The sequence below is a fragment of the Bacillus sp. URHA0034 genome (genome assembly GCF_056280405.1).
Map to the genome: position 1 here is coordinate 5,871,910 of NZ_JBWCDK010000002.1, position 24,036 is coordinate 5,895,945.

At 35.4% G+C, this 24,036-nt stretch carries 26 protein-coding genes and 4 pseudogenes; 6 read left to right on the forward strand and 24 right to left on the reverse strand.

Going from position 1 to position 24,036, the window contains the following annotated elements:
- Positions 1-62: 62 nt before the first annotated feature.
- From ACZ9EE_RS30480 to ACZ9EE_RS30490, 3 genes are all read right to left on the reverse strand, one after another.
- The gene (locus tag ACZ9EE_RS30480; protein ID WP_476032341.1) at positions 63-410 is read right to left on the reverse strand and encodes a DoxX family protein; all 348 of its coding nucleotides are present in this window, start codon (positions 408-410) and stop codon (positions 63-65) included.
- 63 nt (positions 411-473) lie between these two features.
- Entirely contained in the window at positions 474-1,520 is a 1,047-nt protein-coding gene (locus tag ACZ9EE_RS30485) for an LLM class flavin-dependent oxidoreductase (RefSeq protein WP_476032342.1), read from the reverse strand.
- Positions 1,521-1,532: 12 nt separating this feature from the next.
- The gene (locus ACZ9EE_RS30490) at positions 1,533-2,177 is read right to left on the reverse strand and encodes an NAD(P)H-binding protein (protein WP_476032343.1); all 645 of its coding nucleotides are present in this window, start codon (positions 2,175-2,177) and stop codon (positions 1,533-1,535) included.
- A gap of 148 nt (positions 2,178-2,325) precedes the next feature.
- Here ACZ9EE_RS30490 and ACZ9EE_RS30495 point away from each other — a divergent pair, with 148 nt between their 5' ends.
- On the forward strand, positions 2,326-2,886 hold the full coding sequence (locus ACZ9EE_RS30495; protein WP_476032344.1) for a TetR/AcrR family transcriptional regulator: 561 nt from the start codon (positions 2,326-2,328) through the stop codon (positions 2,884-2,886).
- 422 nt (positions 2,887-3,308) lie between these two features.
- On the opposite strand, the gene ACZ9EE_RS30500 is transcribed toward ACZ9EE_RS30495, so the two are convergent.
- On the reverse strand, positions 3,309-3,854 hold the full coding sequence (locus tag ACZ9EE_RS30500) for an NADPH-dependent FMN reductase (RefSeq protein ID WP_476032345.1): 546 nt from the start codon (positions 3,852-3,854) through the stop codon (positions 3,309-3,311).
- A gap of 251 nt (positions 3,855-4,105) precedes the next feature.
- Positions 4,106-4,333, reverse strand: coding sequence for an NUDIX domain-containing protein (locus ACZ9EE_RS30505; RefSeq protein WP_476032346.1), 228 nt, complete (start codon positions 4,331-4,333; stop codon positions 4,106-4,108).
- A 325-nt stretch (positions 4,334-4,658) separates the two neighbouring features.
- Here ACZ9EE_RS30505 and ACZ9EE_RS30510 point away from each other — a divergent pair, with 325 nt between their 5' ends.
- Entirely contained in the window at positions 4,659-5,645 is a 987-nt protein-coding gene (locus tag ACZ9EE_RS30510) for an acyltransferase family protein (protein ID WP_476032347.1), read from the forward strand.
- A 264-nt stretch (positions 5,646-5,909) separates the two neighbouring features.
- On the opposite strand, the gene ACZ9EE_RS30515 is transcribed toward ACZ9EE_RS30510, so the two are convergent.
- The 3 genes from ACZ9EE_RS30515 to ACZ9EE_RS30525 form a co-directional block, all read right to left on the reverse strand.
- Positions 5,910-6,755 carry a pirin family protein gene (locus ACZ9EE_RS30515; RefSeq protein WP_476032348.1) on the reverse strand — a complete coding sequence of 282 codons (846 nt, stop codon included), beginning with the start codon at positions 6,753-6,755 and terminating at the stop codon, positions 5,910-5,912.
- 65 nt (positions 6,756-6,820) lie between these two features.
- Entirely contained in the window at positions 6,821-7,387 is a 567-nt protein-coding gene (locus ACZ9EE_RS30520) for an NADPH-dependent FMN reductase (RefSeq protein WP_476032349.1), read from the reverse strand.
- 12 nt (positions 7,388-7,399) lie between these two features.
- Entirely contained in the window at positions 7,400-8,458 is a 1,059-nt protein-coding gene (locus ACZ9EE_RS30525) for an LLM class flavin-dependent oxidoreductase (protein WP_476032350.1), read from the reverse strand.
- Between the two features lie 138 nt (positions 8,459-8,596).
- Here ACZ9EE_RS30525 and ACZ9EE_RS30530 point away from each other — a divergent pair, with 138 nt between their 5' ends.
- Entirely contained in the window at positions 8,597-8,944 is a 348-nt protein-coding gene (locus ACZ9EE_RS30530; RefSeq protein WP_476032351.1) for a winged helix-turn-helix transcriptional regulator, read from the forward strand.
- 159 nt (positions 8,945-9,103) lie between these two features.
- Here ACZ9EE_RS30530 and ACZ9EE_RS30535 read toward each other — a convergent pair whose 3' ends face one another.
- The 7 genes and pseudogenes from ACZ9EE_RS30535 to ACZ9EE_RS30565 all read right to left on the reverse strand — a co-directional run bounded on the left by ACZ9EE_RS30535 (position 9,104) and on the right by ACZ9EE_RS30565 (position 12,601).
- On the reverse strand, positions 9,104-9,406 hold the full coding sequence (locus tag ACZ9EE_RS30535; RefSeq protein ID WP_476032352.1) for a manganese efflux pump MntP: 303 nt from the start codon (positions 9,404-9,406) through the stop codon (positions 9,104-9,106).
- Between the two features lie 187 nt (positions 9,407-9,593).
- Positions 9,594-10,100 carry a CBO0543 family protein gene (locus ACZ9EE_RS30540; RefSeq protein ID WP_476032353.1) on the reverse strand — a complete coding sequence of 169 codons (507 nt, stop codon included), beginning with the start codon at positions 10,098-10,100 and terminating at the stop codon, positions 9,594-9,596.
- 230 nt (positions 10,101-10,330) lie between these two features.
- Positions 10,331-10,474 (reverse strand): annotated as a pseudogene (locus ACZ9EE_RS30545) (LCP family protein); the annotation flags it as partial.
- A 36-nt stretch (positions 10,475-10,510) separates the two neighbouring features.
- Positions 10,511-10,663: pseudogene (locus ACZ9EE_RS30550) on the reverse strand (helix-turn-helix domain-containing protein); the annotation flags it as partial.
- A gap of 67 nt (positions 10,664-10,730) precedes the next feature.
- A complete protein-coding gene (locus tag ACZ9EE_RS30555) occupies positions 10,731-12,041 on the reverse strand; it encodes a hemolysin family protein (RefSeq protein WP_476032354.1) in 1,311 nt (436 codons plus the stop codon).
- An 84-nt stretch (positions 12,042-12,125) separates the two neighbouring features.
- Positions 12,126-12,224 (reverse strand): annotated as a pseudogene (locus ACZ9EE_RS30560) (zinc metallopeptidase); the annotation flags it as partial.
- Positions 12,218-12,601, reverse strand: coding sequence for a MerR family transcriptional regulator (locus tag ACZ9EE_RS30565; protein WP_476032356.1), 384 nt, complete (start codon positions 12,599-12,601; stop codon positions 12,218-12,220). The gene ACZ9EE_RS30565 and the pseudogene ACZ9EE_RS30560, both read right to left, overlap by 7 nt.
- Positions 12,602-13,836: 1,235 nt before the next feature.
- On the opposite strand from ACZ9EE_RS30565, the gene ACZ9EE_RS30570 reads away from it, so the two are divergent.
- On the forward strand, positions 13,837-14,793 hold the full coding sequence (locus tag ACZ9EE_RS30570) for a patatin-like phospholipase family protein (RefSeq protein WP_476032357.1): 957 nt from the start codon (positions 13,837-13,839) through the stop codon (positions 14,791-14,793).
- A 132-nt stretch (positions 14,794-14,925) separates the two neighbouring features.
- The gene (locus ACZ9EE_RS30575) at positions 14,926-15,405 is read left to right on the forward strand and encodes a hypothetical protein (protein ID WP_476032358.1); all 480 of its coding nucleotides are present in this window, start codon (positions 14,926-14,928) and stop codon (positions 15,403-15,405) included.
- 350 nt (positions 15,406-15,755) lie between these two features.
- Here the strand turns inward: ACZ9EE_RS30575 and ACZ9EE_RS30580 are convergent, their stop codons facing one another.
- From ACZ9EE_RS30580 to ACZ9EE_RS30605, 6 genes and pseudogenes are all read right to left on the reverse strand, one after another.
- A complete protein-coding gene (locus ACZ9EE_RS30580; protein WP_476032359.1) occupies positions 15,756-16,292 on the reverse strand; it encodes a sugar O-acetyltransferase in 537 nt (178 codons plus the stop codon).
- Positions 16,293-16,381: 89 nt separating this feature from the next.
- Positions 16,382-16,840 (reverse strand): MarR family winged helix-turn-helix transcriptional regulator, encoded by a 459-nt coding sequence (locus ACZ9EE_RS30585; RefSeq protein ID WP_476033162.1) that lies wholly within the window; start codon positions 16,838-16,840, stop codon positions 16,382-16,384.
- A gap of 342 nt (positions 16,841-17,182) precedes the next feature.
- Positions 17,183-17,578, reverse strand: a pseudogene (locus ACZ9EE_RS30590) (cupin domain-containing protein).
- Between the two features lie 44 nt (positions 17,579-17,622).
- Entirely contained in the window at positions 17,623-18,321 is a 699-nt protein-coding gene (locus ACZ9EE_RS30595) for a dihydrofolate reductase family protein (RefSeq protein ID WP_476032360.1), read from the reverse strand.
- A gap of 170 nt (positions 18,322-18,491) precedes the next feature.
- A complete protein-coding gene (locus tag ACZ9EE_RS30600; RefSeq protein WP_476032361.1) occupies positions 18,492-19,322 on the reverse strand; it encodes an SDR family oxidoreductase in 831 nt (276 codons plus the stop codon).
- A gap of 50 nt (positions 19,323-19,372) precedes the next feature.
- Positions 19,373-20,113: an SDR family oxidoreductase gene (locus tag ACZ9EE_RS30605; protein WP_476032362.1), complete on the reverse strand. Its 741-nt coding sequence runs from the start codon at positions 20,111-20,113 to the stop codon at positions 19,373-19,375.
- Between the two features lie 540 nt (positions 20,114-20,653).
- Here ACZ9EE_RS30605 and ACZ9EE_RS30610 point away from each other — a divergent pair.
- The gene (locus tag ACZ9EE_RS30610; protein WP_476032364.1) at positions 20,654-21,199 is read left to right on the forward strand and encodes a TetR/AcrR family transcriptional regulator; all 546 of its coding nucleotides are present in this window, start codon (positions 20,654-20,656) and stop codon (positions 21,197-21,199) included.
- 294 nt (positions 21,200-21,493) lie between these two features.
- On the opposite strand, the gene ACZ9EE_RS30615 is transcribed toward ACZ9EE_RS30610, so the two are convergent.
- The 3 genes from ACZ9EE_RS30615 to ACZ9EE_RS30625 all read right to left on the reverse strand — a co-directional run bounded on the left by ACZ9EE_RS30615 (position 21,494) and on the right by ACZ9EE_RS30625 (position 23,933).
- Positions 21,494-22,459 (reverse strand): aldo/keto reductase, encoded by a 966-nt coding sequence (locus ACZ9EE_RS30615; protein ID WP_476032366.1) that lies wholly within the window; start codon positions 22,457-22,459, stop codon positions 21,494-21,496.
- 107 nt (positions 22,460-22,566) lie between these two features.
- Positions 22,567-23,412, reverse strand: coding sequence for an aldo/keto reductase (locus ACZ9EE_RS30620; RefSeq protein WP_476032367.1), 846 nt, complete (start codon positions 23,410-23,412; stop codon positions 22,567-22,569).
- 152 nt (positions 23,413-23,564) lie between these two features.
- On the reverse strand, positions 23,565-23,933 hold the full coding sequence (locus ACZ9EE_RS30625; RefSeq protein ID WP_476032369.1) for a nuclear transport factor 2 family protein: 369 nt from the start codon (positions 23,931-23,933) through the stop codon (positions 23,565-23,567).
- Positions 23,934-24,036: the final 103 nt, after the last annotated feature.

Sequence of the window (24,036 nt, forward strand, 5' to 3'; positions counted from 1 at the left end):
CTCCAAAAATAAAATTTTATATTAAATTTCCCTTTTAACCTATCTTGATAAAAAAGAAATTTTTACAATAAATATAGAAAAAATACAACAAACGATAGAATGGCTAAGAATAGAATCATAGCTGTGTCCTTAAAGGCATCCTTTACCCGAATATGTGTAAGGATGCCTCCTACACCTGTAACAGCAAGTAAAAGTGCTCCTGCCATTGCCGAAGAAGGAACCCAATATCCAACAATTAAAAGTATAGCCCCGACTAATTCAACAAGCCCTGTTACCACTCTAAACCATTGTGGCAATCTCCAATGCGTAAAAGCCTCCACATGCATCTTAGAACCAGTTACTTTCCCGAAACCAGCCATTAAAAACATTAAGGCAAGAATTCCTTGTAAAACATAAGTTAAAATTTCCACCCTCATTCTCTCCCTTGTGGTTCTTTTTTATTTTTTTAAAACGAAGCCATCTTCCAGATTTACTTATTTTGATAAAGCTCTACGAACCATTGGTGCTACTTTGTTTGCCAGTAGATCAATGGCTTTTTCTACTCTGGCTAATGGCTGACCACCCATATCAAATTGCCCCATAAAGCGTGAATGGCCGAATAGCTCATGCTGATACAAGATTTTTTCTGCTAATTCTTCGGCACTGCCAACTGCTAAAATTTGTCCTGCTGCTCGCTGAGGTGTCAATTGCTCCGCTGATGTATAGAAGTGTGGATAACCACGATCTTTTGAAAAGTAGCTAAAATATTGATTGTAGGGTGGAAGAAATTCAGTAATCGCTTGTTCTCCTGTTTGGGCGATATATGAATGCCCCGTTACAGAAATTCTTAACTTGGATATATCATGACCTGCTTCTCTTGCGGCTTCCCAGTATAGGTCTGTTAGTGGTTTGACCGATTCTGGACGACCACCTAATAAACCAAGTGCCATATTAACACCAAGTCTGCCTGCACGAACGGCACTTGCAGGGGTACCCCCAACTCCAATCCAGAGAGGTAGTTTCTTCTGAACAGGTCTAGGTGCGATTTGTGCATTTTGAAGGGGGGAACGGAAACTCCCGTGCCAATTGACGAATTCCTGCTCCTGTAATTTCATAAAAAGATGTAACTTCTCTTCAAATAATTCATTGTAATCATTTAAACTTGCTCCAAACAGAGAGAATGATTCTAAAAATGCCCCACGACCTAAAATAATCTCGGTTCGTCCTTTCGATAGTAAATCAAGTGTCGCAAAATCTTCGTAAACACGAACTGGATCGGCTGTACTAATAACGGAAAGCGTGCTCGTTAGTTTAATGTTTTTTGTCTCCCGTGCTATCGCTGCAAGCAGCATGGCATAAGAAGATGTGACAAAATCCAGACGATGATGTTCTCCAACACCGAATACATCGAGTCCTGCTTCATCCGCCATTTTTGCCATTTGAATAATCTCTTCTACTCTGGATTGAGCAGTAGGACTATTCCCATTGGCATCAGGTATTCGTTCACCTAATGAATAAACTCCAAATTCAAATTCGCTCATTCCCTTTCCCTCCTAGTTGTTAAACACGATTGGCATTTTATGAATCCATTCGACTTTCGTTGCAGCATCAAGCATACATTTCGCTGCATGATAACGAGAAACACTCATCTTGCTTTTCGTATCTCCAAACGATATACCGTATCCATTGCCGTCTGTTTTCGCGTTCGGATCGATGATACGCACAACCGTCCAATCAAGCTTAGCTGTTTTAAGTAGCTTTTCTATCTCTTTCATCTCTGCGTAGCCAGTGGGCATGAATATCCTAGGCATGAGGTTCGGCAACACTGTAGCAAGCTGTTTAACGTCTTCCTTTGCAGAAATCGCAGGTGTAGCTAGCGTAATCAACCTTTTGATTCCGTACTCCTCCATAACAGTGATAATGGCTTTATGTGCTTCTGCAATAGGGAGGTCTGTAACTTTTCGTTTCATTGTCATTACTGGTCCAAGGGCACTTAAAACAGCATCTCTTCCGATGATGGCTTCTTTTAATTTTTCTCGTTCTGTTAAAGCCCCAACTACAATTTGTAGGTTTTCATGTTCTATATTTAAAGCATCAGGTCGTCTCGTATAGGCTGTAACATGATATCCAGCCTCAAGTGCTTGCTTAACAAGAAGCTGACCAATCTGACCATTTGCTCCAAAAATCGTTATTTTCATTTTCTTCTCTCCAACATCTTTTGTTTAGACAACATTTGTTGTAAAATCAATATATCAAGTTGGAAAACTTAAAACAACCGACAAAATGAAACATCTATTGTTTAAACAACATTTCGTTAAAAATGTCTAAAAAATAGGAGCAAATTTTATGGAAAAACAAATCGACCCACGTATACTTCGCACTCGTAAGCTCATTATGGATGCGTTTATCGAGTTATCAATGAAAAAGGACTTTAAAGACATCACCATTAAAGATATTACGACTGCTGCAACGGTTAACCGTGCAACCTTTTATTCTCATTTCATGGACAAATATGATTTGCTTGAAAAGGTGTTAAGTGAAAGTGTGATGAGAGAAGTCATTCAAGAGGTAAGTACGCATGAGGAAATTAACGAGGAGACCATTAAAGCCATTTTCTTATCAATCATTAAGTTCCTGACTTCGATCAGCAATAAATGTCAGCGAAGTTATGAGGCATTTACACCCCAGATAGAAACCATTTTTAAAATGGAACTTCAAACCTTTTTTTTAGAGTGGGCTCAAAAGCAATGGCCTAACCAAAATAAAACGGACATAGAGGCCTTTACTGTAATGTTAAGCTGGGCTCTATATGGAGCTGCGATGCATTGTATGCAAAATCAATCGACACAACCAGAAGATTATGTAAAGCAATTAATGAATTTCATAAAAAATAGAGCCTGTTTTTAATATAAAAAACAGGCTCATAAGAGATTCTTCATTTACTATCCTTCTTCAACTTAACCGTACCCAATACTCCGGTCAGGGGATAGCTGCCTTCGGCTTTTTTATTTATAAAACCCGAATTGTGGGGGTACGGTGCGAATCTTTGATTCGGATCGTGCCCCCAAACTTTTATAAGCCTTTCAGATAAGTCATGTGGATGATTAATGAATGTTTTGGAGTTTTAAAGTATTTCCCTTCCCTAGTGTATGTTTGTGAAGGTATGTACTTAGACTATTTGCCTAGTTAGCAAAATAAAAAAAGGCTGCCGTAGCAACCTTACCTTCTTGAAACCAAGCACACTTTAGCGTAATAAAAAGGAGTCCTTTGCAACCCTAACTTCAATTTAGTTAACGTACGTCTAAAATAAGGAACAGTCTAGCGTATTATTATAAAACGTTAATTAATTCATCTTTTAATTTCTTTAAATGCTCTTTAACACCACTATCAATCAGATTTCCTTTCTCATCAAACTTTTCACGGGCATTCCCCACTTGGATAATAGGTCTATTGATCAACTCCACATTTAAAGCATACATAACATCACGCAAATGACTTAGTGATACTCCAACCTGAACGGAAGCAGCACCCATAATGGCAACTGTTTTGCCTGCTAATGGTGTTTGTAAAGAGCTACGTGATAACCATTCTAGAGAATTTTTTAGTACAGCAGTATAGGACAAATTATATTCGGGTGTACTAACTATTATAGCATCGGCAGACTCTACTAATTCTTTAAGTTTTAATACTGTTTCGGGCAAGTTGTGTTCTCTCTCTTCACTAAAAAATGGGAGTTCTGATATATCAGCTTCTGTAAATTTAATTTTATCTGGCAACTGCTGTTCAAATGCTCGTAATAGACCACGGTTAAACGAATTTTTACGTAAGCTGCCGCATATTGCCACAATATGTAAATCTGATTTTAAGCCTTCCATAATATAATCCTCCTATTGAATTAAAACTGTAAATAAAAATTGTAATTTTAAAGTCGTTTTAACATTATAATACGATGCATAATGTAACAAGAGCCATTTATCATAATTTGTTATTGAAACTATACTCCCCGTTACTTCAATAAGGATTGAACCTTTAATGCAACTTCTTTCGGTGTAAACTCAATAGATAATATCCTTTCAATGTCTACCCATATTGGCAAATACGTTCCTCTGCCTCTATTCTCGTCTGTTTACTCTTCGCCTTGTCCAGTTCCGAAAGTTCCATCAATGAGTTCAGACAGAAAAAAGTATTGAGTTCCGTTAAATTCAACTTCTGCAATGCATTCGTTAATGATAATCTCAACTCCCAATTCTTCTAGAGCTTCTCTTTTAGCAGCTCTTTCAGGTGTCTCCCCTTCTTCAATTCCACCTCCTGGAAATACATAGTACGCATTCTTACGGAAAAGACCACTTCCCATATTTGGATCTCGCATATTTTCGGCTTATTTACAATTTTGAATATTGAATTAGCCAAAAAAAGGCAGGGTACATTACGTTAAATTAATTGAAAACATAACTTTTATTTATAATTTTTTAATAGTCTTGTAACAAATTAAATGTATACTAGCATTGGCCTTAAAGATTTAGATTGCACATTGCTATCCGACGCAATTGGCGGATTGGTACATATTTACTAGCTTAATAACCCCTTGAAAAGGGTAATAACAGAGTTATAATAATATAGGGTTTTTTACACTTTATTATTTACTCAAGTATACAAGACTCGGAGGTGCTTTCATTAAAATGGCTTCGTCTTCAAGGAGAAGTCTTTACTTCGACAACGCAAAGTTTTTCTTGATCTTCTTAGTGGTGTTTGGACATGTGATTAGCCCCTTAAAGGGCGATGATGATTTTTTATTCTCTTTATACTCGGTGATATTTCTTTTTCATATGCCTGCCTTCATCCTAATTTCTGGATATTTTTCTAAGGGGTTTCAAAAGAAAGGTTATTTCTTAAAAACCATTAAGAAGATATTATTACCTTATTTGATATTCCAAGTGATTTATTCTATTTTTTATTATTTGAGCGGACAGGAATCTACACTTAAATTTGACCTTCTAGAACCTCATTGGACTTTATGGTTTTTACTTAGCTTATTCAGTTGGAATGTACTGCTATATTTCTTTGCGAGATTAAAATGGTTTGGATTAGCCATAGCAGCCGTTATCGGGATAGCCATCGGTTATTTTGATCATGTGGGAAGTTATCTATCGATCTCCAGGACTTTTGTATTTTTCCCTTATTTTCTTTTAGGATTTTTAATGGAACAAAAACACTTCAAACTAGTTAAGAAAGTAAAGTATTCAACTTTCATTGGGTTTGTGGTTCTCTTGAGTACCATGTTTTTAATTGGTACTTTATTTCCAAAGGATGCGATACCATGGTTACTTGGGGATACTTCCTATGCTGATATGGGTTCGAAGGAAATTACAGATGGAATAATTCGGGCTTCTCAATATGTAGTAACAATCATTGTTATTTACGGTTTCTTGGCCATCGTTCCTTCACAAGGATTTACAATGACAGTGATTGGTCAAAGGACCTTATACGTGTATCTTCTTCATGGATTTATTATTAAAACGATTCAAACAATTGTCTCTGACGATACCTTGAGTGGTATATCCGATCATTATTTAACATTAATGGTATTTTCATTAGGGGTCTGTGTATTATTAGGTAATTATTTAATACAAAAATATACTCGTCCATTGATTGAATTAAGACTATAACGAAAAAAAAGAGAGTTGGGTTCGCTAACTCTCTTTTTGCAATGTTTATTAAAAATATTTACTCTTATTTATACAAACATTTCATAAACTGTATTTGGCAATTAAGAAATGTCGCTAATGGCAGTATATTTTTTGAATAGAAAATAAGGTTTAATATACAAATTATGCATAAACTCTTGTATATTAAGCCCTATTTAAATACATATCCTTATTCCATTAACGCACCCTTTAGTTTAAGTACAAACATTCACAAGGTTTAAAGATTTATTGCCTTATAAATTTCCCATTTCGATAATCGGCATATGCCTGTACTATTTCTTCCTCTGAATTCATAACGAATGGTCCTCTTGCAAAGACAGGCTCTTTTAATGGAACTCCAGCAAATAATACTATGCGTAATTTATCGGTTGCTGATACCTTGATAAAACTTAGTTCTGACTCATCAGCAGCACCTAACCATAATACTTGTCCTTTTTTCGCATGGAAATTATTTTCTCCGAAAGAACCACTACCTTCCAAAACATAGATATAACCATTGTAGTTGCCTGGTAAGTCTTGACTAATCGAAGCACCACTTTCGATAATCATTTCCACAAATGTTACGGGGACATAGTTAAGAGTGTTTGACACTACAGAACCCGATGAACCGGAATATACTCGAATTAGGGCTCCTTCTTCTTGACGAACAGGGGCATCTTCTTTATGAATGTTTTGGTAACGTGGCTTTACCATTTTATCCTTCCGTGGTAGGTTAACCCAAAGCTGTAGGAGGTGTACACTTTCCCCTTCCCCTGGAGATTCATTATGGACAACGCCACGTCCTGCGGTCATAAATTGAAAATCACCTTTTTGGAGTTTTCCACCTTCACCAGTTACACTATCATAATGATTAATACTACCGTCTATAACATATGTGATTGTCTCCATACCACGATGTGGGTGAATATCAAATGCTCCTTTTTCAAATTTATCTTCCATTAGCAATAAAAACGGGTCATAATCTTCCCAATATCCAGGTTCTAGGACTGCCCCAGCACGATGAACCGCACTTATTTTTCTTTCCTGGACTATCCAATCCTTTTGTATATCACGAGAATGAACTCTGTTCATGCAATTTCCCCCCTGTGTTCTTTTTTAATAGCAACCAGAACTACTTGATGAATCACTGTTCCATTTTAAAAATTATATTTCTCTTCTTTTTCCTTGCGAATTTTTGTATATGTTTCCGTTAACAAGACGGTATCCTCAACTAAACGGTCTATTCGAAAGAGGACATCATCATTTACAATTTCCTTACGGTGAAAGTCTTTTTCCTCAATAAATACATAAGTTTGAACAATTTGCGCTTTCATATAAGCCAAAATAGGCTTTAATTGTTGTTCTGCTATTAAGTAATGCTTTGGAGTCCCAGCAGTCACAAGCATACTGACAACTTTATCGCGAAATGCATTTACAGGCAGTAAATCAAATATATTTTTTAATGTAGCTGGTATTGATGCCTGAAAAACAGGTGTTCCAATAATGATGGCATCAGCTTCCATTATCGTTTGTGCTATATATTTTGTATCTCCTTCATATTCCCTATAGTTACGACCATCACTGAACTGAACGTTATATTCAGCTAAATCAATTAATATCACATCAGCCTCTGGATAATTTTTTGTAAGGGCTTTTACTGTGTAATTCATAGCTGTTCTTGTTTTCGAGCCGACTTTTGAACCAGATAAACCGACAATCTTCATTTTCTAACCCTCCTAATTTTTTGAAGTATATTTTTTTATTGCTGGTAAAATTTCAGTTGCAATAAGTTCAATATTCTTCTTTAAGTTATCAAATGTCACACCGCCAAAATCCATTTGTGCAATATAACGCTGATGACCAAATAGTTCGTACTGATAAAGTATTTTTTCAATAATTTGCTGTGGACTACCGATATTCATTACATCTCGTGGGTCTGCTCCCTGGGCAAATTGACGCTTTGGATAGCTTTGACCGTTAATCAATTGTAGTCCCTGATTAACGTGGGGATAGGCTTCTTTCTGAGCCTGCTGTGTCGTTTCAGCTACATAAAAGAAACCAGCAGTTGCGACAGGAAGCTCTGATGGTTCAAAGCCGCTCTGTTTGGCTGCCTCACGATAGGCATCAATAGAAATTTTAAAAGTAGATGCTGGACCACCTAAAGTAGCTAGAAACATCGGTACTCCTGACATTCCAGCCTTAATTGCACTAGCCGGCGGTCCACCCACTGCACGCCAAATTGGCAGGGAGCCGTTAAGCGGACGTGGGATGACCTTTGCATTTTTCAAAGGAGCCCGAAATTTTCCACTCCAATTGACAACTTCCTCTTTATTAATTTTCAATAATAACTCAAACTTTTCTTCGAACAATTCTTCATAATCTCGAAGGCTATAGCCTAATAATTCAAAGAGACCTACCCTTGATGCCCGTCCTGCAATTACCTCAGCTCGACCATTCGATATTAAATCGATTGTTGCAAAATCCTCATATACACGCACTGGGTCCGATGTACTGAGAATCGTTGAAGAGCTTGCAATTTTAATTTTTTCTGTTGCCTGAGCAATTGCTGCCAAAACAACCGAATGTGCCTGCGTAGTAAAATACTCCTGATGACTTTCACCGACACTAAAAAAATCAATACCTGCTTGCTCGGCAAGCTTAGCTAATTCAATGATTTCCTGAATTCTTTGTCGAGCTGAAATACGCTCTCCTGTATAAGGATTGGGTATATGGTCTCCTAGCGTATAAATTCCAAATTCTAGACCCTTACTTTGGTCGATTCGATATTTTTCCATATTAGTAAACCACCCTTTATATATATAGTTGTTTTCTTTCTCTATTTATAATGTTATTATTACTCATAATCACCATTTTAAGAAGTACGCACTTTAAAGTGGTATAGTATACAAAAGGATACTAAAGGAGTATAAAGGATGGAAAAAGAGCCAGAATTATGTCGGGTGGATGATGCTTTAGGTATTTTAGTTGGGAAATGGAAACCAATTATTTTATTGCATCTATTGAAGAACGGTACTCAAAGATTCAGTGAATTAAAACGAAGTATGCCTGGAATTACCCAAAAGATGTTGACTAACCAATTACGGGAATTAGAAGATGAGGATATTATTCAGCGTGTTGTATATCCCCAAGTACCTCCTAAAGTGGAATATTCCATTACTGACTATGGAAGGAGCTTGGAACCAATCTTAGAAGCAATGCACGAATGGGGAACAAAGCATACTTTGCATAAAATGGTGAAATTGAAACAAAAGAAAGGATAACAAAAAGCTACCTGTATGGTAGCTTTTCTTCTTAAACTATTCTGCCCCGTTAGTGCAGTAAGCATCGCTTCACAAATATGAATAAATATTAGTGTTTATACGGGTTTACCCTTAAGTAATGATTCATAAAGATTAATAAACATACTGCCAAAACATACATCAGTTAATTGCCAGAAACACATAAACACCAATCATTATTAATAGGAACCCAGCGACAATATTCGAGTATTTGCCAATTTTTTTCCCACAAATCTTATTTCCAAGTTTTAATCCACACCAAATGGAGATTACCGAAAACAATCCAATCGGAAATGTTGTTAAAGCTGTGGAAACTCCTGTTATTCCTGCCCCTAACCCCATTGCTAAACAATTTATAGCTAACGCAAATCCTAAAAATATCGACTCTTTTAATGAGATGATCTTATCATCATTTACATCCGCTAAAACGGAATGAGTTATCACTTATTCCTAGATTATCAAGATTGGAGGCAATATCAATTAATAAAACAGATAAAAGGTGCATATTTTCCTCCTATGGCTTGTAGTGTAGCTTCAGTACATTCTTTTACAATCTAATTATGAAGTAAAAAAAATATCCCTTGTTAAAGCCTCCAGGACACAAAAATCCATCCTTTGAGGGGGAGTTCCCTTATTTTATATAGCCAAACATAAACAAATAGAACAATGTAAAGATTATGGATAAGATAATTGCCCATATTGGCTTTTTATAGTGAAGTCTTAGCATTATGAACATAGTTAGATCAAACAAAGCAGTCCATCCCAAATTCCATCCATGATAATAGCTAACCTGATTGAATTTAAGCAGCGCTACTTCAACTGCAATAAAAAGTGCGACCCATTTTAGAATATAAAAGCATTTTTTTCTAAGCTGTCCCTCTGGAAAATTAGATAAATAAATAAAAGTAAATAATGTATTAATGATAAATATATGCCATAAAAAAATGCCTATGTGGCTTTTAAAGAAAAAATCCTGTGAACTAAATTCCCATAAATGAAATTTGCTTAAAGCGAAATATTTGTATAGAAGGTTTGAAGCAACAATATACATCATTGTTGGATAATAATTTTGCCATTCTTTCCACTTTGCCCATATCAAAGAAGCTGCTATAAGTAATAATCCAATCGTAAAATGCATATTAATTTCTTCCTTCCTACCAACTCTTAACAAAAAATTCCTGATATTTTTATAGATTCTAGGTTGAAGATATTTATATTCACAAAATGCTTATGAGGAAATTATACCAAATGGAAAACGTTTTCCAATTCATTTTCACAAAATTGTAATAATATTGGATTTATTTACCACATATGTTATATGTACATTAGCCTGCTATTTACTGATTAAAGACCAATAAAAATGGACTGCCCTGGAATATTAATATAAGTATCTCTCATAATGGAAATCAATTTTCGTTGATGAGTTTCTTGATCATAATGGGCAATCATGATTGAATCTGTTCTTGCATGTTCTTCCCCACGTGTATCACTACCTAAGAGGAGCACATTTATTCTACGAATATCGGCTTATTGTGATCCCTCTAGTTTTATTGAATAACCTGCAACCAAAAATAACTCTGATATAGGGACATTTAGATAGTCTGCAAATTTTTGTAAATGTCCAGGATTGGCCTTGCGTTTGCCAATTATAATACGTGAGATAGTGGCTGTGTCAATATCCGTGAGTTCACTAAATTTTTTGTCAATGAATTTCAAACATTAATTAATGGTAAAAAAATAATCCCTCTTAAAAAAGAGGGATTTACAGTTAAGCGTGTGCTTCTTGATTTGAAGTTTTTACAATTTCTAATGACTTAATATGGTAGCCGTCTACCTCAATCATCTTAAACTCATAATCGCCATGATAAAGTTTTTCACCTTCGGCAATATCCATTTTTTGTGTCAATATCCAACCACCGATTGTATCAATTTCCGTATCATCAAGTTCAAGCCCGAATAAATCATTCACTTCTTCAATTAGGACCTTTCCATCTAAGATGGTCTTATTTTCATTAATCTTATTGATTTCAGGGACCTCATCCGCATCAAATTCGTCTCGAATTTCCCCTACAATTTCTTCAAGAATATCCTCGACAGTTACTAATCCTGCTGTTCCTCCATATTCATCCATTAGGATGGCCATATGAATGCGGTCTTTCTGCATTTTAAGCAACAAATCGTGTATGGCAATTGATTCAATCACCTGGATGACAGGGCGTACATAATGTTCGATTGGAGTTTCTAGATTTTTGTTGATAATATAATCCGTGAGAACCTCTTTCATATTAACCATACCGACTATATTATCTTTTTCACCATCGATGACTGGGTATCTTGTATAATTTTCATTTTTTACGATTTCAAGGCATTCCGCTAACGTTTGGGATTTATCAAACGCAACAATCTCCGTACGTGGCACCATAATTTCCTTTGCAATTCGATCATCAAATTCAAAAATGTTGTTCACATATTTAAATTCTGATTGATTAATTTCTCCACTCATATAACTTTCATTGATAATTAATTGAAGTTCTTCTTCTGAGTGGGCAACTTCGTGTTCTGAAGCAGGCTTCAATCCAAAGATGCCGACAATCAAACGAGCTGAGCCGTTTAACGCTTTAATAAAAGGATACATAATTTTATAAAAAAGAATCATGGGTTTAGCGAAAAACAATGTAACCATTTCTGCTTTTTGAATAGCAGCAGTTTTGGGAGCAAGTTCCCCTACCACCACATGAATAAATGTTACGGAAGCAAAAGCAATAATAAAGGAAACAATACTTGATACTGATTCAGGCAAGTTTAAACTAACCAACAATGGGTGAAGGATATGTTCTACCGTTGGTTCACCTAACCAACCTAAACCCAATGCAGTTACCGTTATACCTAATTGACAAGCTGATAAATATTCATCTAAGTTAGATATAATTTTTTTAGCTGAAATGGCATTTTTATTGCCTGCACTAACCAGTTGGTCAATTCTGGTACCACGGATTTTTACAATTGCAAATTCAAAAGATACAAAAAATGCTGTTAATGCTATTAGAATTGCAATTACCATCAAATTAATGACTATCAATTAGTCTCCTCACTTTTTGTTATAAAGTGAGGAATACACCTCCTGGTTGTTAAAAAAATTTAGTTATTACTTTAAATGATATTGTTAATCTTCCTGTTCTTCCTTATTTCCTTGACAGAAAATCATCACAAATTTTAATAGTTCAAAAACAGAAAACAGTGCTGCTGCCACATAAGTTAAGCAAATAGTAATAACAATGATTGAGCTAATGTAACTCCCTGTAAGGATAGTTTATTTACGAGCATTTCTTTTTCATTACTGTTTAATTTTTGTAGAACAGGCTCCATCGCCTTTATTTCCTCTTTAAGATGCTCCATGAGAACAGCAATCTGTTCACAATGTTTTTCCACTATCTCTTTATCTATTGACTTTTCTGAATGAATCATTTTAATGTAGAATTTAATTTCCTCAAGTGGAATATTAAGAGTTTTATAGTGTTCAACCAATTCCAAGATATGAATGGAATCTTCTCCATACATCCGATAATTTGATTTTGTCCTTACAGGGGTTAGTAAGCCTATTTGGGTATAGTAATCAATAGTTCTTTTTGATATGTTCATTAAACTGGCTATTTCTCCAATTCGATACAACTTCCCAACTTACTCACCCCTTCCTAATTAATTGTTAACTATAACACATCCCCAACCATACAGTCAACGTTACGGTTTATATACCCTTAAACATGATATTAGAAAACTAATATCCAATAAAATGATAAGAAATCTTTTAAAATAAAAAAACTCTACTCGTTTCATGCTAGGCTTTGAGAGAATGTTATAATGATATACGATACATTTTAAAAAAGGTTTCAAATTACTGCACGAACACCATTTTTACTATCCTCGAAAAAAATTAGATGGAGGCTTCAATGAATATTAGCAGAAGAAAGAAAATCCTAAATATTTTCCTATTCTTTTAGTTTTCTGCTCAAGGAATTTTTTGGCTATATAGCACAAATATGCAAAAAGCAACTGATAAACAACTTATTCAATATGAGCCTGAGATTTCGAACGAGCTCAATAATTCAGTATTTACTTATTTTTAAAAAATAGTTAATAAACAAAAAGACCGAAATGTTCAGGATTTATCCTTAAGTACACTCATCGCAGCAATAAACAGTATTACCTTTTAAATCCTTTTCTACATATAAGAAATAAGGTTCATTTTGATCTATCGGAAGTCCACAGTGTACACAAATAATGTTGTCTTCATAAGGTCCATTGCTTAATTGCTCCAAAATATCACCTCTTAAATTGGTATTTATCCATTAGATTCAGTAATTAAAATGAGTTGAAAAGTGGTTGTCCTAAATTTCCATCTCTAAATAATAAGAGGAGCTCACTATATTTACTATTAATATAATCTATGTAAAAAACACAGCATAGAGAATAACATATCTCCTAGTTTTTCTATTATATTTTACATATGTAGAGGTTGTGAAGGAGTGTACTTTAACTCCTTCAGTTTAATATGATTTTCTCTTAAATACTCCATAATTTACTAATCTTTCTTCAAAACGAAAACTCTCTTCTTTGCTTTGCTTTGCTTTACTAAGTTATCCAAATCAAAATTTAACAGATTATCTATATGCTTTACCTGATATTCCCCATCCTCTTCCCCTCCGAATTGCATAAATTATTGTTAAACTTTTCTGCCATTCACTTTAATAAGGAAAAAACGATATTTAGCTGCAAAATCCATTCATGTCAAAGAGGTATCTTTGTCCATACAACTGACTCGAGACAAACATATACTGAATAAAACCTTTGATTATAATAGAGAGGAGAAATCAGCTTTGACAAGATATCGTATTATCTCCTTTGATGGAGGTGGCACCTTAGGTGCATTAACTTTACAACTTTTGAACAGACTGGCTCGACAAAAACCACAATTAATTCGTCAAACCCATGTTTTCGCGGGGAATTCAATCGGTTCATTCACTGCCCTTGCGTTAGCAAGTGGAAGATCGCCGAAGGAGACACTTCAGTATTTTAGGGATAAAATCCTACCGGCATACAGCGTTTCCCGACCAGGTGGACCTGTTTTTAATCAACAATTACCCTATTCCGGTTTTATCGAAGCGGTAGAAGCATTCTTTCCACCAGATCTTCGTCTCAAAAACTTAAAAAAACGAATTGTTGTCCCTTCATTTCAACTATTCTCACCGGAGCTGAATCGTTGGACTCCTGTGTTATTCCACAACTTTCCTGGCTCTCCCTATTTAAATGAGAAAGCAAGTGATGTGATACTACGGAGCAGTGCTGCTCCCGCTTCGCAACGAGCCTATCAAAACTACGTGGATGGGTTTGTCATAACCACAAACCCTAGTACAGCTAGTATCTCGTTTGCAGTGGATAAAGCCAAACAGCCGTTGGATCAAATTGCCGTTTTATCAATTGGAACAGGTGAAGCCCCACTTCAGTTAAGAAGAGATACGAAGGGTTGGGGGATGGTTAGTGCAGATAACCTACGCCCCGAAAATCTGAACGACCTTCCTCCAAATTGGGGAGTCCTTTTCGACCGATCGCCCAATGAACCCTTACTGCCATTTCTTCAGCTTGTCAGTAATGGAACCGGTTACTATGAATCTATTGTCAGCTCCCAACTTTTAGGAGAACGTTTTTTTCGGTTAAATCCAAGAATCCCTAATTTCTCCAAAACAGATCCTTCCGTGTATCCCGCTCTGATTGAAATTGCTAACAATACCCATTTATTACCTGCAATTCAATTTATCGAGAAAAATTGGAACTAACTTTTCGTTGAAGAACAAGCATTTTTGTTTTACGTACTCAAAAAATGGTGAAAATCATCAGACAGTTTGTCCACCTCAAATTATAAAATGTCACATAAAATATTATTAGTTGGAAATGGAGGTGAATATATTTTGTCTGAAATTTTTACCACTGGCCCAATTATTGTTCCAGCAAAAATAACAGGTGACCCCGTTGGCGGCCCTCCTGATGTAGTTCGTGTTACCATTGTTAACCCAACCACCAAAGTTTTTAAGATCCGATTAGTTGGAGAAGTTTATGATCGTGTTCAAGGAACTGTGGAGATTGTTTCTGATTGTGAACAAACAATCCCTCGAAATAGTTTTTTGAGAAGAACATTTATTTTTTCTGCACAGCCAGGGGATTTTCTTCGTTTTTATGTGAAAGGAGACCTTGATGAAGAGGCAGAAAAACTCGAAGTCGCCTTCATCGGTCAAAGAAGTAGTGATCAAATGGATGAACCAACAATGTTCTTCCGGCACGCAGATCTTATTGAAGTAGAAAATCTACGTATCCATCCTATCGCTGAAGAACCTGATTGTAGCAGCAGTTCATCTACATTATCTGCATCTACCCATTTATGGGAAGACTAATCGTGAAATGAAAAATGTCCAAAAGGAAACGAACAGGGTTTAATAGAATCTGTTCCTTTCCTTTTTTAATAGATTTAAAAAATTGTTAGTCCTGTTAACTCAATAAAAACAACACCCAAAATTGCAACTGTTAGACGAAGAACAATCATTAATGATTTTGTAGCTTAAAAGAATGTATTCAATGCCCCTTTATTTTAGTACTAACAAGTTTGCACTTAATCAATCAAATTGCTCCTTCTTTAAACAACTGCCAGTTACTTTAATAAGAAAAAAACGATTGTATTTATTCAAGTAATGCCACCGTTACTTTAAGTAAAATATTTCACAATCTTTCTTGGAACATTAGAGCTTTATATACTTTTCAGTATCTTAGCTGGATTTCCCGCCACTATTGAATTATTAGGTACATCTTTCGTCACAACAGAACCAGCAGCAATAATTGAATTATTACCAATAGTGATTCCAGGTAAGATAACACAACTGCCACCAATCCACACATCATTTCCTATTGTTATTGGAATCGCATAACCACTCTTGTTTCTATCTTTAGGTTGAATTGAATGACCAGCAGTGTATAGTCCAACATTAGGACCAATCATACAGTTTTCACCAATCCTTACTACTGCCATATCTAATATCGTACAGTTATATCCCGCATAGAAGTTGTCTCCAATGTGGATGTTGTATCCTAAGTCACAGTGGAAATTATGCTCAATACTCGGATTTACTCCAACACTTCCGAATAACTCCCTTATAATTTCCTCTTTTCTTTCTGAATCTTCGATTGGACAATTGTTAAACTCTTGAACAAGTTTATGGGCAATCATATTTTTCAACCTTAGTTCATCCTTACCACGTTCATAGTAGATTTTCTCTTTATCCTCCATATCTAGTCTCCTTTCTTCAGTTATTTATAAAATACCACAATTTCTTAAAGTAACCTGCATCTTTAGTTGATCAATAAGAACCACTGTATTTAATAACCACTTTCGATTAAATGTTTTAATAGTTCTTTTTGAATACGAAGTAAAGATTGAATATCCTCATCAGACATATTTTCTAATGCAGAAAGCATAGCTTTATAAGATATTGAATTCCTACTTGATTTCTTTGACACTTCTTCCCCTCTGAATGTTAACTTCAACTTTACCTCTCTTCGGTCTTCATCAGAAAATTTTCTTTCTACCAAACCCATATTAACTAATTTATCAACCCCAACGCTTATAGTACTCTTGGAAGATATAAGCCTTTCAACCAGTTCTTGCTGTGTTAATTCAGGAAATGCGAATAAAGTATTAAGTATTGATAATTGTTGTAATGTCAGACCAAAGCTTTCAGCATTTTTTTTTGTAAATTTAGCTGTGGTTTTGTTAATAGCCCATAATGATTGATAAACTTCCTGAACTTGTTTAACTTTCGGGTCCTTGAAATTCATGTCCATTTACGTCACTCCTTAATAAAATAGTTCAATTATAAACTGTTCGATAATAAACTATTTTATCTTAGAAAATAAAAAAAATAAACTATTAACTGTTCAATAAACCTCCCCTTTAGCAGTTCTTCACAACCTTAATAGCGAGAGCCTATTAAGACACAATCCAAACACCTACAAAAATAGACTTCATAATGTCTCAAATGTCTTGTATCAGAATGCTTATCGTTGTAAGTTTACTTAACGCTATATTGTAAAGAAATGTACTTAAAGTAACAGGTAGACTTTTTATTATTTATTTATAAAGAAAAAACGCATCGAATCAAATGACTCGATGCATTCGTTTTATAAATTATTATTCGTGTCATCATTAACAGGTTCTAACCATTCAGTTTCGCCTGGTGTCAATGCTAAGTGTACAAACCAACTGTCTTTTGTGGCACCATGCCAATGTTTTACATTCGGCGAAATGTTGACCACATCTCCCGTTTTGAGTATACGAGCTGGTTTTCATTCTTCTTGGTACCAACCCTCACCACCAGTAACTAACAAAACTTGTCCAACTTTATGGGAGTGCCAGTTATTGCGAGCTCCTGGAGCAAAGGTTACATTACCGATTGCAGTATTAAGTGGCGTTGGATCGTTAAACACCATTTGTAAGTATGCATCACCGATAAAGTTTGCTTCAACTTTTTGTCCCAATGGGAAGATGGTGCTATTACTCAATTGTTCACTTTTCAATTTTAATACCAACCTTTTTTATTAATTGTCTAGAAAAAAGGAGCTTAATCCCGTTTTGTTACATACTTCAACCATAGCCCACCATCTTCCAGTTTTTCTATGTCCTTTAAATAGAAATTTGCTGGTTGTGTTCTATTTAAAGAAGAACTCGTTTCAAATAGTGTCACAGAGTTAGATGCAGCATCTGCAATTGGGACTAAAATCAGGCTCAATTCATCAATTAATCCTTCATTTAAAAAGGAGCCGTTTAGAAAACCTCCACCTTCTAACATTAACTTATCAATGGAAAATAGCTTTTTTAGCTTCTCCACTACTAGACTAAAGTTTATTTGTTCTTTTCCGCCGAAAATATAAGAAATACCTATCTTTTTCAGATGAGCTAAGTATGCATCGGATACTTGTTCTGTAAGGACTTCTACTATGTGGTCCTCCGTTCTGTACTCATTCCATGGTTCTATTGAATTTTCAGTCCATCCTAATTTTCCAGACGGGTCTAATGCTATGACATAAGTTTTAGCATCTTTATTTGCTACGTAATCAATTCTAGGGATCGTCTCAATGTTTTCTTGTGCTAAATCTAATTTATATCCGAAAGTAAAGTGTTCCTCCATGGTAACCCTGCCACACATCCATGCTTTACAATCGTATTGTCCATGAATTTTTTCGTATTCGTTTGTAAAATATGCTGCTCGTTCCACTTTCAAATAATCTCCAATGATTTTCCCATCCAATGAAGTTAGCATGTGACAGATTATATATGGTCTTTCCAATGTCATTACCCCTTCTTCAGCTTTCCAACTAGTGATGGTTAAAAGCTCACACCATAATAAAAGGTTGATTGAAATTTACCTTATTATTCTGGGGCCTTAAATGCCTGATTTCTATTTGAGACAGCATTTTGAGATTCCTTTCATTATTCTGCTGGTTTTAGTGGTCCGTAAAAATAGGAAGCCGTCGCTCCACCGTCAATAAGGAAATCAGACCCTGTGATGAAAGCTCCCTGAGGCATCATTAGTAGCTCAGCCACATTTGCAACCTCATCAGCTGTTCCTGGCCGTCGGGCAGGGCACTTGGCAAACATATTCTTATAGAACTCTCCTCTTGGACCATTGAACTCGTCTATAGCTAATGGCGTTACGATAATTCCAGGAGAAATGGAATTGATCCGAGCGTCTTTTTCTCCCCAGCGTATAGATTCAAACATAACACGCTTTACATTGCACCGTTTAGCGATTTGATAAGCGTGCAACGTATCCTTGATATTTTCTGGCCGAAGGACTTCCAAACTAAGGAGTTCTTCAGTTGGTGTCGTTGCTAGTTGTTCATCAATTTCAACTCCCAATTGAGGCATTCTGTGTCCAGACTGACTGGAAATTGTCACACCAACGCCTCCAGGAGCTATAACCTTTCCTACTTCCTCCAGCAATACTGCCGTTCCATACAAATCCACCTTCAAAATGGTTTCAATAGGTGCCTGACTAGGTGATACGCCAGCTGCATTGATAAGAACAGCGATTTCACCATACTTCTGACCTTCCGCAATCAAATTTAAAACAGATTCTCTGGAAGAAATGTCCGTTTCTACAGGTACCACATCAAATCCAGCTTCTATCATAATTTTTGCAATAGCCTTGGCATTATCTAGGTTTTTATCACCAACAATAATTTTCTTGCCAAAACCGATTCTTCTGGCTATCGCCATGCCAATCTGCCCTGCACCAGTCCAAAGTACAACTTCTTTCATTGTATATCCTCCTTATTTTTATTCTAGGATCAAATTACTTTAAAAATGTCTTACCGTTCCTGTGATGTTGGACGGATGATCATTTCATTTATTGCTACATCAGCTGGCTGTTCAATAGCAAAAGCAATGGCACGCGCAATCGCATCAGCATCAATCGCACCTTCATAGATTTTATCTATTCCTGGTTTTAGATCCATATCTGTAATTGAATTGGTTAATTCAGTCGTTACTGCTCCTGGTGAGATAATGGTGGAACGAATATTGTTCCCAGCCTCTTCTTTACGAAGACCTTCCGAAATCGCACGTACAGCATGCTTCGTTCCAGCATAGACAGTACTACCAGCTCCTACAACGTGTCCTGCTACAGAAGAAACGTTAATAATATGACCTGATTTTTGTTCCCTCATCGTTGGAAGAACAGCAGCAATACCATAAAGTACGCCTTTGATATTTACATCTATCATCTTGTTCCAATCATCCACTTTTTTCTTATAAAGAAACGAATGTGGCATGACTCCTGCGTTGTTTACTAACACATCTATTTTTCCAAACTCTTTAAGTGCCAATTCGGCAAGCTCTTCCATTTGTTCATGAGAAGTGACATCTGTTACCTTATAAATTGCTTGACCACCACCATTTTGAATCTCTTCTTGCAATTTATTTAAACGGTCTTCACGACGAGCTACTAAAACCAATTTCGCACCTTTAGTTGCAAGTTTCTTTGCTGTAGCCTCGCCAATCCCACTAGAAGCACCAGTAATGATAACAACTTTTTCTTGAATATTAGACATATTACTTACCATCCTTTCAACAAAAAATAAATATTAATACATTAATGAACTCGCGTCTATTATAAATTGATATTGGATACTTTCAATTGTTAAATTACCGCATTTTGTTAATTAATGAACAAAGCAATTGAAATTGTTAAGTATCTTATTAAAAAGTTAAAATTAACTAGCTAAAAGCACCACATGATTACGTGAATAAACCGCCTCTACTGAAGCGGTGAAAATGGTACCTCCCACCGAATTATATTACGCAAGGAATGGAATAGATAAACCAGTAATCATTAGATAAGTATTTGCACTTCCTGCGTACTTCATCGGGAATCTCTACCAAATAGTCCATTTAAAATTATTGGTTTGATTAGATAGGTAATCAGCATGATGATAATGGAAATTAAATATTGATTCATTAATGAACAACTGTATATAATTATAAACGGATATAGGATGCCTACAATTGTTAATTCAACTCAATATGACTAGTAATGAACAAATCAATTAAAATTGTTCATTATCTTTTAAGAAAGTTTGGTGAACCTTAAAATGCCTAAAGTAGATAGAAGAATAGCCAAAAGCCAAGAAGCCATAAAAAAAGCCTTAATTGAGCTAATGGCTGAAAAAAATTTCGATGACATAACCATTCAAGACATTTCCGACTACGCAAATGTTAGCCGAGGAACCATCTATCTTCATTATCTGGATAAGTTTGATCTGCTCGATAAGCTTATTGAAGAACATATTAACGAAATGGGAGAAATCTGCGAAGCAACCTCCGCTGCAGAATATAAAGATGCAAATCTGCCTTGGTTCGAATACCTTGAAAATCACTTTTTATTCTTTTCAACCATGTTAAAGAGTAAGGGAGCTCCTTCTTTTCGTAATCAGTTCCATGAGTTTCTTATCGATGAGTTTAGGGATGAAGTTGATACTTCACAAGGAAAGAACCATGAATTAAATGAAGATGTTCTTCTTCAATTTATTGTCACTTCATATGTTGGGATTGTGGAATGGTGGATCACTAATGGGATGCCTTATCCACCTCAAGTCATGGCAGAACAGGTGGGAATTTTGTTAGAGAGGAATCTATAATAAGCATTGAGTAATTCCCCCTAAAAAATGACTATATCGAGTTTTTTAAAAAAGAAAAACCTAAATCACAAAATAGGAGACTTCAAAAGCCTCTCTTATTTAGCGATTTAGGTTTTGTCTGAATGACCAGTAACAATCGATTTGGTTTTGCCTGTGTCGACTCAGTATTTTGAACTTCTGTATATAATTATAAACAGAAAAAAAATGCATGCAATTGTCAAATAATCTTGATTCGTTAAATAATGTACAAATCAATTAAATTTGTTAATTATCTTTCAATTAGCTTATTTTTATTTAGAAATGTGTTTCGTCAATATCGATCTTAGATAAAGCTAAATTCAGGCTATCTAATTCTTCTTTTGTTAATTCTATGTCAGCACCGCCTAAGTTTTCTTCCAGTCTGTGTAATTTTGTAGTACCTGGAATTGGAATGATAAATGGTTTTTGAGCTAATTCCCAAGCTAATACAACTTGGGCAGATGTAGCATTCTTACTTTCTGCAACTTCTGCAATTAAATTTAATAACGCTGGGTTTTGGTCAATGATTTCAGGTTTAAATCTTCCCATGAAGCTTCTAAAGTCGCCTTTTTCATATGTTGTATCTTTTGTATATTTACCGCTTAGGAAGCCGTTTCCTAATGGACTGTAAGCGACAAAAGCGATCCCTAACTCTTCACATAGTTCAAATAATTCCTTTTCTGGTTCACGCCACATCATGGAGTATTGATTTTCAATGGCAGCAATCGGACATACGGCATGTGCACGTTTCATATAATCAATGGGTGCATTCGATAATCCCCATGCTTTAATTTTTCCTTCTGCCATTAATTCTTTCATCGTTGCTGCAACAGCTTCTGGTTCAACATTAGGGTCAATACGATGTTGATAATATAAATCTATGCAATCTACTTTCAATCTTTTTAACGAACCCTCGACTTGTTCTTTAATCGATTCTGGTGTGCTATTTAAAATATGTTGAGGACGATCATTTACAATTTCTGTTCCAGTAATTCCAAATTTAGTGGCAATCACAACTTGATTTCTTACTGAAGCAAGTGCTTCGCCCAGTAATTCTTCATTGGATTCTCCATAAACAACAGCCGTATCAAAGAAATTGCAACCTAGTTCAACAGCTCTACGAATTAATTTGACCATTTCAACACGATCAGCTGGCTTTCCATAAGCATGATCCATTCCCATACATCCTAAGCCAATCGCAGATACTTTTAAACCACTTTTTCCTAAATCTCTCATTTTCATTCTACTAATCTCCTAAAGAAAGAAATATTTTCTGCATGCTTCCTATTCTTAACCTCACTAATGAAAAAGGAAGCATATTTGCCCCCTTTATCTAGGATCTATATGGTTTATCTGACGAGTCCTGTTAAGAATTCAACCGTTTCTGGATTGTAATGAGAGAAGAATAAGCTTTGTTCTTGATCTAGTTTCGCTATTTTATCCATGTCTTCGTTTGTTAATGCAAAATCAAAGACATCAAAATTTTGAACCATTCGTTCTTTCGTTACCGTTTTAGGAATGACAACAACATTCCGTTGAATGAGATAACGTAAGGCCACTTGAGCAACCGATTTACCATGTTGCTCACCAATCTCTTTTAGGGTTTCATTGTTAAAGAAATCATTTCTTCCTTCTGCAAAAGGTCCCCAAGATTCAATTTGAGTCCCGTATTTTTCCATTATTTTTTGTGCTTGTTTTTGTTGGTTAAATACATGTGTTTCGACCTGGTTCACCATTGGAGGGATTTCACTAAACTTAGCAATATCAATGAAACGGTCAGGGTAGAAATTACTTACACCAATTGCTTTGATTTTTCCCGCCTTATAATACTCTTCCATCGCACGATAAGTACCATAGTAATCATTGAATGGTTGATGAATTAACAGTAAATCAATGTAGTCTGTTTGCAACTTTCGTAAAGACTCTTCTATTGATGCTTTAGCTTGCTCATAGCCAGCATTAGAAATCCAAACTTTGGTTGTAATGAAGAATTCCGCGCGGGGTATGCCACTTTTACGAACTGCATTCCCTACAGCTTCTTCATTTCCATAAGCTTGAGCAGTATCGATAGAACGATACCCCACTTCAATGGCTTCACTCACAACACGTTCACATTCTTCAAGCTCAGGAATTTGATACACTCCAAAACCTAAAATTGGCATCTTAATTCCATTAGATAAAGTAACAGTTTCCACGTAAATTCCTCCTTATGAATATACCCTTTGAAGCATTAGGTAACAAATGTGTATAATTTTAATCAATAACTGAGATGTTACAATGATTAAATGAGTACGGTTTGTTTATTAATTCACAAATCCAATAAAATTGTGTAATAAATTCTTTATATTTAATTACTTGTTGCTATTGCATTTACTGGACACCAATCGACTCCACGTTTCTCAAAATGCATTTCCATCCTCATACCCCAAGTAGTTCTAAAACCATAAATTCTAGCATCAAGTTTAGTACCACAAATAAGAGTAGCAGTATTTCCTTCTATTGTAATTGTGGTTTTTTGCGGCATGGTTTTGTAGTATTTCATTTGTTCATTATCTATTTGTTCAAGCCATTCTCGCTTAGGTTGATGATAACCAGTCATGTGAACTAATACATAATTGTCATCAAGGATGTTTTCCAAGCCTTGAGTATCTTTATTAACCATTGCAGCATCAATCTGTTGATAAATTGCTAGGATTTTTTGTTTATCTTCACTCATTTTTATCTTGCAACCTCCTCAATAACGTTTTTATATCTTTTAAGACACTTTAAAACAATAATTTGCTCAGCTATTTCCAGAAAAAATGACTGGATAGTATTTT